The organism is Falsirhodobacter sp. alg1 (assembly GCF_000739715.2).
Lineage (GTDB): Bacteria > Pseudomonadota > Alphaproteobacteria > Rhodobacterales > Rhodobacteraceae > Falsirhodobacter.
This window is the reverse complement of record NZ_BBJC02000002.1, coordinates 308,063-321,870: the sequence shown is the minus strand read 5'-3', so window position 1 is coordinate 321,870 and position 13,808 is coordinate 308,063. Positions and strand designations below refer to the sequence as shown.

The following is a 13,808-nucleotide window of genomic DNA, read 5'->3' as shown; positions in this document are numbered from 1 at the left end:
CAATTACAAAAGGACCGCGCCATGCAGATCGAAACCTATGTAATATTGGCCATGATGCTGTCTGTCGTGGTGCTGCTCCGGGCCCATAACAAGCCTGCGCGGATCAGGGCCACGGCCCGCAAATGAAAAGGGCGCCCGGTGGGGCGCCCTTTCTTTATCAGTTCCGCTCGCGGTCGACCATTTTGCCTTTGGAGATCCAGGGCATCATGCCGCGCAGCTTTTCACCGACTTTTTCGATCTGGTGTTCGTCGTTGATCCGGCGTGTCGCTTTGAACGACGGCTGGCCAACAGCGTTTTCCTGCATGAAGTCACGAACGAACTTACCGTTCTGGATGTCCGTCAGAACTTCTTTCATGCGGCGCTTGGTTTCTTCGTAGGGAAGAATGCGCGGGCCCGAAACGTACTCGCCGTATTCGGCAGTGTTCGAGATCGAGTAGTTCATGTTCGCGATACCGCCCTCATAGATGAGGTCGACGATCAGCTTCACTTCGTGCAGGCACTCGAAGTAGGCCATTTCAGGCTCATAGCCTGCCTCGACCAGCGTTTCGAAGCCCATGCGGATCAGTTCGACCAGACCGCCGCAAAGAACAGCCTGTTCACCGAACAGATCGGTTTCACATTCCTGACGGAAGTTGGTTTCGATGATGCCCGAACGGCCGCCACCGATGGCAGAGCAATAGGACAGGCCGATTTCCATGGCCTTGCCGGTTGCGTCACGGTCAACAGCCACGAGGCAGGGTACGCCGCCGCCTTTTACGTATTCGCCGCGCACGGTGTGGCCCGGGCCCTTGGGTGCCATCATGATCACGTCAACGCCGGCTTTGGGTTCGATCAGGCCGAAGTGTACGTTCAGACCGTGGGCGAATGCGATTGCAGCGCCTTCCTTGATATTGTCGTGAACGTATTTCTTGTAGGTATCGGCCTGCAATTCATCGGGCATGGTGAACATGATCAGGTCACACCAGGCCGCAGCTTCGGCGATGCCCATGACAGTCAGACCTTCGGATTCGGCCTTCTTTGCCGAAGGCGAGCCTTCGCGCAGGGCAACAACAAGGTTCTTCGCGCCGGAGTCACGCAGGTTCAGGGCGTGGGCGTGCCCTTGGCTGCCATATCCGAGAATTGCGACCTTCTTGTCCTTGATCAGGTTGATATCGCAATCACGGTCATAATAAACGCGCATGGAACGTTCCTTTGGTTCTGCATTCTTCTTGAGCAGAATATAGATAACGCATGAAAATGTCTTGCCAAAATTCCATAATATCGCAAACATAAAAGAATATGATGCGTATTATGAAAAATTATGGATGAATCATGCTTGATGATACTGACCGCCGTTTGCTTCGGCAGCTTCTGGCGGACCCATCGGCAGGAACGGCGGACATAGCGGAACGGTCAGGGGTTGCCGCTGCAACGGCGTGGCGGCGGTTGGAGCGGATGACCGAGCAGGGGATTATCCGCGCACAGGAAGCGATCATCGATTGGCGCGCCCTTGGGTACGAGGTGGAAGTGTCGCTGCGATTTACCCTGGATAAGACCGAGCCGCGTGCCTTTGATGCCTTCATCGCTGCCGCCCGCTCGGTGCCCGAAGTGCTGAACATCGAGACATTCCTTGGCCGTGTGGACGTGCGGCTGAACGTGATTGCCCGGGACATGCGCCATTATCAGGAAATCTATCGCAGCCGTATCCTGACGCTGCCGCATATCACCGATATCGAGGCGTTGATGCTGATTTCAACCATCAAGAATGCCGAGGCTTTGCCGATATGATCGATCTGGATGAAACCGACCGTGCCATCCTGCGGTCATTGGCAGCCGATGCGACATTATCGGCCGGGGCGCTTGGCCGCAGGGTGGGGCTGTCCCAGCCCGCAGCGTGGCGGCGCATCCGCCGGCTGGAAGAGGCGGGGATCCTGGCCGGCCGCCGGATCAGCGTGGATCGGGACGCGCTTGGTTATGGGGTGACGGTATTTCTGGGGATCAAGCTGGCGACCAAGGGGCGTGTCAGCCTTGAGGATTTCGAACGCGCTGCCACTGCCATCCCCGAGGTGCAGATCGTGCAACACGTGCTGGGCCTGTTCGATTACAGGCTGCGGGTCGTGGCGCGCGATATCGCCGATTTCGAACGCATCCTGCGCCGCCGGATCATGACGTTGCCAGCCGTGGGGCAGGTGGAAGCCAATGTCCTGCTGACCGAAGAGCACCGGCCCGGCCCGATCTAGCGCGCGCCCAATCCTGCCCGCATCAGTGCGCGGCGAACGGGCGGCGCGCCATGCAGCAGCCCCAACATGGCCGATCGCAAATCTCGTAAGGGGGCCGGAGCCATCATGGAGGCACGGTTCAGCATCTCGATCCCCAAAGAGCGTAGGCGGATATCGTTGTGCCGGGCGGTATGATAGGCGGTAAGCATTGTCGCATCCCCCAATCCTTCAGGGCGGGCGATAGCCAGATCCAGCAGCGCTGCCAGATCGGCCAAGGATGTATTCAGGCCCTGTGCCCCGATCGGGGGCAGCACATGTGCGGCCTCGGCCATCAGGGCGATACGCTGCCCGGCCATCCGTTCGGCGCGTTGGGCGATGATCGGAAAAATTCCGATCTCCGTTATGAGGCGCAACTGGCCCAGAACACCGCAGGACCGTTCGTTGATGGCGTCTTCAAAAGCTTCTCGGGGCAGGGCACGCAAACGCTCTGCCTCGGGGCCGCGCTCCATCCAGACGACGGCCGATGCGGGGGTGCCATCGCGATCCGGAAGCGGCACCAGCGTAAAGGGCCCGCCGCTACGGTGCAGTTCGGTAGAGATGTTATCATGCGGAATGGTATGCGATACGCTGAAACTCAGCGCCTTCTGCCCGAACCGGGTTGTACGAACGGCAATACCTGCCGCGCGGCGCATGGGTGAATCGCGGCCATCTGCGGCAATGACCAGCTTTGCCCGGATACGCTGGCCATCTGACAGCGTAACCCGCGCCTCTGTCTCGCGTGTGTTCAGAGCGGTGGTGGTGATGTTCTGCAGGAAGGAGACATTTGCCATCTCTGCCAGTCGTTGTGGCAAGACATCGCGCAGCAGCCGGTTGGGAAAGTTCCAGCCGAAGGGCTGATCAGAAATCTCGGAAGCATCGAATGAGGCGTTCTGGCGCGCCTCGCCTTCGGGACCACCGGCATCGATGATCCGCATGACTTGCAATGGGGCCGCATGCGGCAGCAGGGTGTCCCACAGGCCCGCCCGCCGCAGAACGTCGCGCGCGGGTTGCAGGAAGGCGGTCGAACGCTCATCCGCAGCCGCCTTTCCAGAGGCGGGGTCCACACAGACAACCGTGAATCCGGCGGATCCGAATGCCGCCGCCGCAATCATGCCGGCGATTCCGCCGCCCGAAATCAAGATGTCTGTGTCCATGCGCTTATTCCAGAATACGAGCCAGAAATCCGCTCAAATCGTCGGTATGATAATGGATATGGGATTCATGTGTCGCAAGACCAGCCACATGAACGGTTTGCATGCCCATGGCGTGCGGCACCAGAAGGTTGCGGGGATCGTCCTCGAACATCGCGCCTTCGGCGGGATCGATGCCCGCTTTGGCAAATACGGTACGATAGGCCGTTTCATCCGGCTTGGGTTGGAAATCGGCATTCTCCACGCCGTAGATGCCGTCGAACAACCCCGAAAGCCCTCGCGCTGCAAGCACCCGTTCGGCATAGGGGGCCGATCCGTTGGTATAGACAAAGCGCCGCCCCGGCAGATTTGCAATTCCCCGGGCAAGCTCTGCGTCCGGGGTCAGATGGGTAAGGGAAATGTCGTGCACATCTTCCAGATAGGGAACGGGGTCGACCCCGTGTTCCCGCATCAGGCCTGCAAGCGTCGTTCCGTGAAGGCGCCAGTAGGTGGCCCGCAGGTGGTCGGCATGATCGCGGGTGACGGAGAGGGTCCGCATGACCCAATCGGTCATCCGCACCTCGATCTGGTCGAAAAGACGGGCCGAGGGGTGATAGAGGGTGTTATCAAGATCGAACACCCATGCGCGCACATGGCGAAAACTGTCTGGTATCATAACGGCATGATAACCTTCGGACCTTCGGGCGGCAATCGGTTGTATCCGGGGTGGGAATGACGCTAAGCTTTCAGGGCGGCCTTGCCCGCAGGAAAGGGCCGGAATGCAGAAGGACGCCTACTCGCTCATCATCGAAGCGATCGAGACACGGGTTTACAAGCCGGGTGACCGGCTGGTGGAATCCGAGCTGGCCGAACGCCTAGGCGTTTCACGGACCCCCGTGCGCGAGGCGTTGCAGCGGTTGGAAACGCAATCGATGGTCGTGCGGGACGGACGTAGCCTGATTGTCGCTTCGCTGGATCACACACAGCTTGCGGAATTCTACGCCGTCCGTTCGGAACTGGAGGGGCTGGCCGCCCGCCTTGCAGCCCACCATGCGCGGGATGAGGAAGTTGCCGTTCTCCGCCGCATGGTCGAGGACGACAAGAATCTGATCGGGGCCGATCCGCAGGTATTGAGCCGTGCCAACCGCAGGTTTCACAAGCAGATCCATCTGGCCTCGCACAACCGGTTTCTGGTGCAGCAGCTTGGCCTGTTGCAACGGTCCATGGCCCTGATGGCGGGTACGTCATTGGCGGCCAAGGGGCGGGACGAAGTGGCCATTGCCGAGCATGACACCATCGTGCGGGCAATCGAGGCGCGCGATGGCGATGCCGCCGACGAGGCGCTGCGCAGCCATATTTCCCGTGCTTTCGAAACGCGCCTGCTGGTAGATGCCGGAGAATTGCCCCTGCGCTAACCGAAATGGCCGTGGGTGGTCTTGTCCCAATAGAACGGCTTGCGTACCATTTCCCACAGCGCCTTGTAGACGGAGAAGGTGGCCAGCGGAAAATAGAACAGAAGCGTCGGCACCCATAGCGCGCTCATCTTATGGCCTGTGCGGCGCAGGGCGAGTATTCCTATGGTGATATTGATGGCCTCTGTCAGCAGGAACATCGCGATCAGAACGATGACCGCCCATCCGGGAAGGCCGGAGGTGACAGGATGCGAAAAGCCGAGTGCAAGCATCCAGTAGGACCAAAGGACCGGTGCCAGAATGGCCTGTGACAGGGCACAGAAAAACATGATCTGGAATCCGAAGAACGCCCGATTGCCGATTTCGGCACGCAGAATGCGCGGATTCCGCATGTGAACGATCCACGTCATCATATAGCCTTTTTGCCAACGGGAACGTTGTTTGACCCACGCCACGGGCAAGCAGTTCGCCTCTTCGTAGGTGACGGTATCGATCACTTCTGTCCGGTAGCCGTGGCGAACCAGCCGGATTCCCAGATCGGCATCTTCGGTCACATTATGCGCGTCCCATGCGCCGACATGTTCCAACGCCTCGCGGCGGACATACAGCGTGGTGCCGCCAAGGGGGATGGCCATGCCCAGCCGTTGGATGCCCGGCAGGATCACCCTGAACAACGTGGCATATTCGATGGTGAAGCACCGTGCGAGCCAGTTGGTACGGGGATTGTAGTAATCCAGTATTCCCTGCAGGCAGGCCAGATCCGGCCCCGCCGCGGCAAAGCGCGCTGCAATACGGCGGATCTGGTCGGGCACTGGCGCATCCTCGGCATCGAAAATTCCCACGATGGACCCGCGGCACATTCCCAAGGCATGATTCAATGCGCGGGGCTTGGTTTTCAGTTTGCCGTGCGGCACCACGGCAATGCGCATCCATTCGGGCAATCGGGCGCGATGCAGGGCGTCACGGGTCAGCGTATCCCGTTCCTCGATTGCCAGAAGGATCTCCAGCTTGTCCCGCGGATAATCCAGCGCGGACAGGCGGGTAACAAGGCGTTCCGCAATATCCGCCTCGCGATAAAGGGCCACGATAATGGAGACATCGGGCAAATGCGCCGGCGCAGCCTCGGGAGGGCGGGGTTTGTCACGGCGATGGGCTGCGATTGCGGCGACCAGCTTCAACCCGATGCACAGGATCAGCGAGATGATCCCCCAGACCGTCGCTATTCCAAGCATGGCTGCCGGCCAAAGGATAATCGCGCCCAAAAGTGCTACGAGGCCGAACATCACCGGCTCCTGCATGGCGGCACTGTTCCAGCCACGGCAGCTGAACCGGTCAGGAACTGCCGATTGTGCCGCTTGGGCCATTGCTGCCCCCCGGGCATCCAGCAGGGCAGCCGTGATCGCCTCCGGGTCCGCCAAGGCACAGACCACCGGGCCAAAGCAACGGTCCAGCTGCTCGTGCAGCCGTTCGTAAACCTCGGGCAGCGGGGCAAGAATGACAGTGATGCCACCGGTGTCCCGCCAGGGCAGCACCCCTTCGCGGGTGCAGAATGCGGCGCCGAGCCTGTCAATCAGACGGGGGTCGGGGGGTTGCAGCGTCGGATCAATCCTGCGCATTCCGAAATGGCGGACCAGCAGCGGTGCAAGAACCATCTGCGGTACAAGGCGCAGATCCATGACGGCACGGGGCAGGCTGATCCCGCGTTCTGCGGCAAACATGCGCGCTGTGGCGATACCGGCAGGGTCCAGGGCCCCACTGTCCTGCAATAGTGACGCAAAGGACGGTCGGGAATGCGACGCAGGACGCTCTGCTCGGGTATTGGCAAAGGAAACAGGCAGAAGGCTCATCGCGCGACACTCCGGATTATACGGGAGTGTTCGCGCGATAAGGTTAATCAGGCATTAATTCGGAGACTGTTAACCATGAGGTTGTGCCTCCGCTGCCATTCAGGCACGACGCGACTTCATTGCATCGGCAAAGCGTTCGAACAGGTGATAGCTGTCCTGCGGGCCGGGGCTGGCCTCCGGGTGGTACTGTACGGAAAATACGGGCTTTCCATCCACCTTGATGCCGCAGTTCGAACCGTCGAACAGGCTGACATGCGTTTCGCTGACGCCTGCGGGCAGGCTCTGGCTATCCACCGTGAAGCCGTGGTTCATGGAGGTGATTTCCACCTTGCCGGTATCCACATCCTTTACGGGGTGGTTGGCACCATGATGGCCGTGGTTCATTTTGACCGTCTGTGCGCCAAGCGCCAGTGCCAGCATCTGGTGTCCAAGACAGATCCCGAAGACCGGAACGTCCTTGGCCAATACGCCCTGGATCATTGGCACGGCATATTCGCCGGTCGCCGCAGGATCTCCGGGGCCGTTCGACAGGAATACACCCTCGGGGTTCAGCGCAAGCACATCCTCCGCCGTGGCCGTGGCGGGCAGAACCGTCACGTCGCAACCGGCCGAGGCAAGGCAGCGCAGGATGTTGCGCTTTGCACCGTAATCGATCGCGACAACCTTCAGCCCGGCCCCTTCACGCGTTTTGAAGCCGTCGGGCCATGCCCAACGCATTTCATCCCAGCGATAGGATTGGGCACAGGTCACGTCACGTGCCAGATCAAGGCCGACTAGACCGCGCCATTGGCGGGCCTTTGCGACCAGCGCCTCTACATCGAAGTTGCCTTCGGGATCATGGGCGAGGGCGGCATGGGGCGCACCCTGCTGGCGTACGGCCCGCGTCAGGCGACGTGTGTCCAGACCGCCGATTCCGATGCGGCCCTTGGCCGCCAGCCACTTCGTCAGGTCGGAGGTGGCACGCCAGTTCGACGGTTCGGTGGGATCCCATTTCACGACCATGCCTGCGGCCACGGGGTCGGCGGTCTCGTCATCTTCGGCGGTGGTGCCGACGTTGCCGATATGGGGGAAGGTGAATGTCACGATCTGACCGGCATAGGACGGGTCCGTCATGATCTCCTGGTAGCCGGTCATCGCGGTGTTGAACACCAGCTCGGCTACGGTTTCGCCCACGGCACCAAAGCCGCGACCGTAGAAGACCGTGCCGTCGGCCAACGCCAGACAGGCGGTGGGTTTCGATTGCGGCTCCATCGCGCGACTCCTTTTGATAAACGGTCGGAACCTATGCTTTTTGCGGGTGCAGGGTCAAGGTGCGGCAGTAAATCATTTGTGCCGCCAAGGTCGATTGCTCCGGCGGAATGCAAAGGGTAATGTGCTGGTTTGTTATAAGGGAGCTTTTGATGGCCATTCGCGACACACTGCAATCCGCACTGAAAGACGCGATGCGCGCGAAGGAAGCAGATCGCCTGTCTACCCTGCGCCTGATCAATGCCGCCATCAAGGATCGTGACATCGCCGTCCGTGCCGAAGGTCAGGAGGCTGTGGGGGATGACGAGATTCTGGCAATCCTGAGCCGCATGGTAAAACAGCGCCAGGAAAGCAGCCGGATGTACGAAGAAGGCGGACGTGTCGATCTGGCTGCCAAGGAAAAGGCAGAGATCAAGGTGATCGAGGCATTCCTTCCCCGTCGACTGAGCGTTGACGAAGTGAATGCTGCCATCGATGCCGCAATCGAGGCGGCAGGCGCCACATCCCTGCGGGACATGGGCCGCGTGATGGCAGAGCTGAAGGGTAAATATACCGGACAGATGGATTTCGCGGCAGTCGGCCCTCAGGTCAAGGCACGGCTGGGCTGATCCGGAAGAATATGGCCCTGTGATGTTACGGCAGGGCCATGGATCGCGGCGTGGATGGCAATCACGATCAGCGCCGCAAATCCGATAAACGAGATGACCAGACCTGCGTGAAGCGCCAAAGGCGCGTTGGTCCACAGGGTCAACATGCCCCCTGCCACTGCCAGCGCGGCCTGAACAGCGCCCGCCCGCGGGGCCATGGCACGGCCGGTGAAAATCCCGAACCACATCTGGAAACCGGCATAGGCCGCAAAGATGGATGCGATGCCGAGCATGGCATGCAAACGATCGGCCCCGATATTCGAACTCATTGCAAGGGCGGTGCCGATCAATGTCGCAGTAACGATTCCGCCCCCCAGTATTCCGGGCGCCAAGGTGGCATTGCGCCAGAAGGCCAACCATAGACCCGCAATACAGATTCCGGCAGGCGTGATGATGGCTGCCGACAGGCGGAACATCGCATCAGCATCCGGCAGGGCAGGTGCATTCATCGCACGGTCCATCCAGAGGACTGTGCCTACCAGGGCCATCAGACCCAACACCGTGACCATGGCCTGACGGGGCCAGTGTTTTTCAGATGCTCCGATCTCGGCCAACAGGCCAAGGGCGGGCAGGGCAAGGATGACCATCTGTGGCTGCCCGATGATCCACAGGATCCGCCGCAGCGTTTCCGTTTCCGGTGCTGTGGTTTCCGCCATCAAGACAAGCGACGCCGCGGCAACGACAGGAGTCGATACCAGAATGACGGCCGAAGCCAATGCGACGGCCCAGGCGAAAACCGGCGCCTGTGCCATAGGCATGGCGCGCATGTTGATGAATGTGGTCAACGCTATGATGGCGCCCAGGATCTGGGAAATGCCGATCAGGACAAGCGCTATCAATCCCCATGGCCAGACGGTGCCGCTGAAAAGCGCAGTCATCGCACAGCCAAGCGCCAGAATATAAAGCCACCAGGTCAGGTTCGAGAGGCGGGGAAAGGCAAGCCCCTTCGCCCCGATCCGGGTAGGCAGCAGGGCATTGCCGAATCCGCCAAGCAGGACGGGAATAAGGACGAACAGTGTGATCAGCACGCCATGTGCCGTTCCCAGACTGGCAGGCCCTGTGCCAAGGCTCATGACTGCCGTGACGCCAAGCGTCACCAGCCCTGCAATCATGGCGGTGGCGATAAACAGGATACCGAGCCGCCGTGGATCGGTTGCAAACAACAGGGGGGCTGCGCGGGTCAAGCTGATCTCCGGTCTGGCAGTGTCGTGCTTTATTATAACGTGGCGGGCGTTCTGTCCAACGCCGGAAAATGCCGCGGAAAGGTGGCAACCAGTGCTGCATCCACATCCGACATCGTAACAGGCAGCCCGAGGTCCACCAGACTGGTCACGCCATGTTCCCGTATGCCGCAGGGAACGATTCCCTCGAAATGCGACAGATCCGGTTCGACGTTGATGGAAATTCCGTGAAAGCTGACCCAGCGGCGGAGCTTGACCCCGATGGCGGCAATCTTGTCCTCCCGGACAGTTCCGTCAAGGTTCGGTTCCTTGTCCGGTCGTGTAACCCATACACCGACCCGCCCGGTGCGGCGTTCGCCGCGGACGCCGAATTCGGCCAGCGTGTCGATCACCCAATCCTCCAGCGCGCAGACAAATTTGCGGACATCGCGACCGCGTGCATCAAGTTTCAGCATCACATAGGCAACCCGTTGGCCCGGCCCATGATAGGTGTATTGGCCCCCGCGCCCCGCCACATGCACAGGAAACCGATCCGGGGCCACCAGATCGGCAGGATTTGCCGAGGTGCCGGAGGTATAGAGCGGCGGGTGTTCCAGCAGCCAGACGGCTTCATCAGCGGTGCCGGTGGCGATACGCGCCACCCGATCCTCCATTGCTGCCAGGGTTTTGATATAATCGGCTTCGCCGGGTAGATGGGACCATTCCATGAACGGGGCCTTTCACTTCTTGCCCTGAAAATGGGTGAAATGCCGTTCGGATACAATCGTCGAAAAGGTGCAAAATACTTCTTTCCTTTGGTTGCAGGCTCGGCTAGAAGCCCGCTACACCAAGTCAAGACAGTGCGGTCGTGGCGGAATTGGTAGACGCGCAGCGTTGAGGTCGCTGTGGGGTAACTCCCGTGGAGGTTCGAGTCCTCTCGACCGCACCATTTTTGCGAAAGCAAAAATAGACAATTGAAAAACATCCAGAATTGATGATTCCGATCCGTAACGCAGAATTTTGCGCGGCTGTCTGCATGCCTGTTTGGCCGTATCCGGATGATTCCCTGCGTTCGTTTGCGGGAATCATCCCTGAACTGCGTCAGTCCTGCAGGTCGCCCCAGGCCTGATCAACCATTTGCACCAGTTCGCCCAGTGTCGGTGCAACAAGATCGGGCAGGGGGACACCGTCAGCATGGATCGGCGCATTCACCCCGTGGGTGACAAGGGCCCCCTTACCGCCGAGCGACTGGAGGCCGATCGTATCCCAGACATGGCAGGCTACCAAGCACATCTGTTCCAGCGGGACCTGCAATTTGGTCGAGGCCATCTGATAGGTGGCTGGATGTGGCTTGAATCGGCCTGTCGGCGCGACGCTCAGCTTTTGCTCGAAGAAATCACCGAGGCCAGCCAGATCGAGCGCCGACGGCTTGCCTGAGGGGGCGGAGTTCGTAAGCGTGGCAAGACGGAACCCTTTTTCCCGCAACATCTGCAAGGACGAGGCCGCGTCGGGATGCGCGGGCATGGTGCCAATGGCTTCTTTCAGATCTGCGACATGATCATCCGTAATCGCGACATTCCGGATTGCCCCGGTCATTCGCAGAACGCCGCCAGCCAGATTGGCAAAATCGGCTGGCTGACCCGCAAGCGACATGGTCTGCGAATACAGGATCAGCTGCGCGAACCACTCTCGCAGAACAGCAGGATCTCCGAACGTATCCTCGAACAGCGGGGCCACGTGATCGAGGTCCAGCAATGTCTCATTGACGTCGAATATCAAAACCGGCTTTTTAGTCATGAGAGGCTCATTCTTGTTGATGTATTTCACGTCATAACAACAAGGTGGCAGCTACGCTGTTTGTTCCGAATGGCGAAGGGCCATATGCCAGACTGACAAGATGGTGATATAAACCGGCACACTGATCAGAAGGTTTTTTAGTGGTGCCCGGAGACGGATTTGAACCGCCGACACGCGGATTTTCAATCCGCTGCTCTACCAACTGAGCTATCCGGGCACGCTGTGCGGCGTTTGCCGCTTCGTGGCGCTCTGATACGGGAGGGGGTGGGGGGTGTCCAGAGGGATTTTTGAAAAAATGACGTTAATGTTGCGTTGGATCGTCGTCGGGGATCGTCGGTGTCTCGTCTGACGCGGGCACTGCATAACTTTCGTTGAACCAGCGCGCCAAATCGACATCGGCGCACCGTTTCGAGCAGAATGGACGATACTTGTCGTCGCTTGGTTTGGAGCAGATCGGGCAGCTCATGCAAGCACGTCGGCCAGTGGCAGCCGATCCCGTTTGCGGACAAGTTCGTACAGACCCAAACCGGTCCAGCCGACAAGGCTCGTTTCCGATGCCTCTCCACGGAACGCGGCGCGCAGAACCTGATCCAGCGTGGCACGGTCCCGTTTGACCATGGGGGCAAAATCCACGACGATCTGTCCGCCAAGGCCACGCAGGCGCAGCTGACGTGGCAAGTCGCGTGCTGCGGCGATATTCGCCTTCAGCCCTGCGGCAGGGGTTGTATCGGGGCCCGTGTTTACATCGACGGCAATCAGGGCACTGGTGGCCTCGATCATCATATGGCCACCCGATGGGAAATCGACGCGCGCGCGCAGGAAATCATCAATCTGTTCCAGAACGCCGTGGCTGGCGAAACCGTTTTCTATAACTTCGTCAACGGGCTGATCCGACCAGTCGCGCCAAGCCGCCTCATGCGGGGCGGGGGCATCGAGCAACAGCTCCGGCCCGCCGTTGATATCGGCAGCCACAGCCTCGGCCAAGGCACGGGTTGCGGCAATATCATCGGCAATCGCACCATCGTCGGCTTCTTCGCAGGCCGAGCGGAGAATCAGACCCGTATCCTCTTCGATACCGGCCATCAGGCCTTGGGCGATGATGGTCAGTTCGGCCCGCAGGCCCTCGTCACGGATGCGCCGCGAGATATTGATGCCCGGCGCACCGGGGGTGACGATGCAGAGGCGGCTTTTGAACAGCAGGCGTGTTGTGACGGGCGTGGCTTTGCTCCCCTCGGCCGCACCGGTGACCTGCACCAGAATCGTCTGGCCCGGGCGCAGGCCGCTTGCCTGCCGCAGGAATCCCGAACCATTGGGCATCCGGACGAAAACGCCGCCCTGGCCCTTCATCTGGCGATCCACCACAACCCGGTAGATGGCACCGGGCAGGGGCTGGTCATTATCTGCGGCAATCAGCAGATCTTCCAGCAAGCCGTCAACGATTAGGGCGGCTGCTTCGCGGCCGCGGATCTGGTCCAGATGAATAAGCCGCACTGTCATTGTTCTCTCCACATTGGCCAGCCGGCTGCTGCAAGCAGGGCTGCCGTTTCGGCCAGGGGAAGGCCAACGATGCCTGTAAACGACCCCTGCATCCATGGAATAAACGCACTCGCCGCGCCCTGGATGCCGTAGCCGCCCGCTTTGCCCTGCCAGTCATTCGAATCAAGATAGGCATTCAGTTCGATGTCGGACAGGCGCTTCATCTTCACATCGCTGATCACATCACGCGACCAGTAGCGATCATCGCGCCGTACGACGACGGAGGTGATGACCTGATGACGACGACCACCCAAGGCCAGCAGGAACTGCGCCGCCTCGGCCTTGTCGGCAGGTTTGCCCATGATACGCCGACCAAGGGCCACGGTCGTATCGGCGCAGAGAATCACATCACCCGGACCGGCCGGAACAACTTCGGCCTTGGCGCGGGCGATGCGCGCGCAATACGGGCGGGGCAATTCCGCCTTGTGCGGTGTCTCGTCGATATCGGGGGGGAGGATGGCGTCCGGAATGACGCCAAGCTGCGCAAGCAGCTCCTTGCGCCGGGGACTTGCCGAGCCGAGGATCAGGCGCATTATCGGTCCTTTGCGGGGGCCTTGCGGCCCACCGTTATTTGAAGCGGTAGTTGATGCGTCCCTTGGACAGGTCATAGGGGGTCATTTCCACCTGAACCTTGTCACCAGCCAGAACACGGATGCGGTTTTTCCGCATCTTGCCCGCCATAGTTGCGATCAATTCATGGCCATTATCGAGTTCGACCTTGAATGTCGCGTTGGGCAGGAGTTCCTTTACGACACCGGGGAATTCGAGAATGTCTTCCTTGGCCATGTTGTCTC

At 60.1% G+C, this 13,808-nt stretch carries 16 protein-coding genes and 2 tRNA genes; 5 read left to right on the top strand and 13 right to left on the bottom strand.

The window, feature by feature from the left end; translation table 11 throughout:
* Positions 1-157 precede the first annotated feature (157 nt).
* Positions 158-1,180, bottom strand: a complete 1,023-nt coding sequence (gene ilvC / locus TR36_RS05765; RefSeq protein ID WP_045389284.1) for a ketol-acid reductoisomerase — start codon at positions 1,178-1,180, stop codon at positions 158-160.
* A gap of 131 nt (positions 1,181-1,311) precedes the next feature.
* Between ilvC and TR36_RS05760 the strand changes: the two genes are divergently transcribed.
* Positions 1,312-1,767, top strand: coding sequence for an Lrp/AsnC family transcriptional regulator (locus TR36_RS05760; protein ID WP_045389286.1), 456 nt, complete (start codon positions 1,312-1,314; stop codon positions 1,765-1,767).
* Positions 1,764-2,219, top strand: coding sequence for an Lrp/AsnC family transcriptional regulator (locus tag TR36_RS05755; RefSeq protein ID WP_045389288.1), 456 nt, complete (start codon positions 1,764-1,766; stop codon positions 2,217-2,219). Before TR36_RS05760 ends, TR36_RS05755 begins: the two co-directional genes overlap by 4 nt.
* Here TR36_RS05755 and TR36_RS05750 read toward each other — a convergent pair.
* Positions 2,216-3,391, bottom strand: a complete 1,176-nt coding sequence (locus tag TR36_RS05750) for a UbiH/UbiF family hydroxylase (protein WP_045389290.1) — start codon at positions 3,389-3,391, stop codon at positions 2,216-2,218. The genes TR36_RS05755 and TR36_RS05750 overlap by 4 nt on opposite strands.
* A 4-nt stretch (positions 3,392-3,395) precedes the next feature.
* A complete protein-coding gene (locus TR36_RS05745; RefSeq protein WP_045389292.1) occupies positions 3,396-4,043 on the bottom strand; it encodes a pyrimidine 5'-nucleotidase in 648 nt (215 codons plus the stop codon).
* Positions 4,044-4,146: 103 nt separating this feature from the next.
* On the opposite strand from TR36_RS05745, the gene TR36_RS05740 reads away from it, so the two are divergent.
* On the top strand, positions 4,147-4,782 hold the full coding sequence (locus TR36_RS05740; protein ID WP_045389295.1) for a GntR family transcriptional regulator: 636 nt from the start codon (positions 4,147-4,149) through the stop codon (positions 4,780-4,782).
* Here the strand turns inward: TR36_RS05740 and TR36_RS05735 are convergent.
* Both TR36_RS05735 and carA read right to left on the bottom strand, forming a co-directional pair.
* The gene (locus TR36_RS05735; protein ID WP_062762633.1) at positions 4,779-6,626 is read right to left on the bottom strand and encodes a glycosyltransferase; all 1,848 of its coding nucleotides are present in this window, start codon (positions 6,624-6,626) and stop codon (positions 4,779-4,781) included. The two genes, TR36_RS05740 and TR36_RS05735, sit on opposite strands and share 4 nt — an antisense overlap.
* A gap of 99 nt (positions 6,627-6,725) precedes the next feature.
* Complete coding sequence (gene carA / locus TR36_RS05730) at positions 6,726-7,877, bottom strand: glutamine-hydrolyzing carbamoyl-phosphate synthase small subunit (RefSeq protein ID WP_045389297.1); 1,152 nt, start codon at positions 7,875-7,877, stop codon at positions 6,726-6,728.
* A 149-nt stretch (positions 7,878-8,026) separates the two neighbouring features.
* Between carA and TR36_RS05725 the strand changes: the two genes are divergently transcribed.
* A complete protein-coding gene (locus TR36_RS05725) occupies positions 8,027-8,482 on the top strand; it encodes a GatB/YqeY domain-containing protein (RefSeq protein ID WP_045389299.1) in 456 nt (151 codons plus the stop codon).
* Here the strand turns inward: TR36_RS05725 and TR36_RS05720 are convergent.
* A complete protein-coding gene (locus TR36_RS05720) occupies positions 8,458-9,705 on the bottom strand; it encodes a cbb3-type cytochrome c oxidase subunit I (protein WP_045389301.1) in 1,248 nt (415 codons plus the stop codon). The genes TR36_RS05725 and TR36_RS05720 overlap by 25 nt on opposite strands.
* 32 nt (positions 9,706-9,737) lie before the next feature.
* Positions 9,738-10,409: a lipoyl(octanoyl) transferase LipB gene (gene lipB / locus TR36_RS05715; RefSeq protein ID WP_045389303.1), complete on the bottom strand. Its 672-nt coding sequence runs from the start codon at positions 10,407-10,409 to the stop codon at positions 9,738-9,740.
* A 134-nt stretch (positions 10,410-10,543) separates the two neighbouring features.
* Here lipB and TR36_RS05710 point away from each other — a divergent pair.
* Positions 10,544-10,630 (top strand) — tRNA-Leu (locus TR36_RS05710).
* Positions 10,631-10,782: 152 nt separating this feature from the next.
* Here TR36_RS05710 and TR36_RS05705 read toward each other — a convergent pair.
* From TR36_RS05705 to infA, 6 genes are all read right to left on the bottom strand, one after another.
* Positions 10,783-11,478 (bottom strand): haloacid dehalogenase type II, encoded by a 696-nt coding sequence (locus TR36_RS05705; protein ID WP_045389305.1) that lies wholly within the window; start codon positions 11,476-11,478, stop codon positions 10,783-10,785.
* A gap of 141 nt (positions 11,479-11,619) precedes the next feature.
* Positions 11,620-11,695, bottom strand: a tRNA-Phe gene (locus tag TR36_RS05700).
* Between the two features lie 84 nt (positions 11,696-11,779).
* Complete coding sequence (locus TR36_RS14880; RefSeq protein WP_082714867.1) at positions 11,780-11,944, bottom strand: DNA gyrase inhibitor YacG; 165 nt, start codon at positions 11,942-11,944, stop codon at positions 11,780-11,782.
* Entirely contained in the window at positions 11,941-12,975 is a 1,035-nt protein-coding gene (locus tag TR36_RS05695; RefSeq protein WP_062762631.1) for a ribonuclease E/G, read from the bottom strand. Before TR36_RS05695 ends, TR36_RS14880 begins: the two co-directional genes overlap by 4 nt.
* Positions 12,972-13,547, bottom strand: coding sequence for a nucleoside triphosphate pyrophosphatase (locus tag TR36_RS05690; RefSeq protein ID WP_045389307.1), 576 nt, complete (start codon positions 13,545-13,547; stop codon positions 12,972-12,974). Before TR36_RS05690 ends, TR36_RS05695 begins: the two co-directional genes overlap by 4 nt.
* Before the next feature lie 34 nt (positions 13,548-13,581).
* Entirely contained in the window at positions 13,582-13,800 is a 219-nt protein-coding gene (gene infA, locus TR36_RS05685) for a translation initiation factor IF-1 (RefSeq protein WP_045389309.1), read from the bottom strand.
* Between the last annotated feature and the right edge of the window lie 8 nt (positions 13,801-13,808).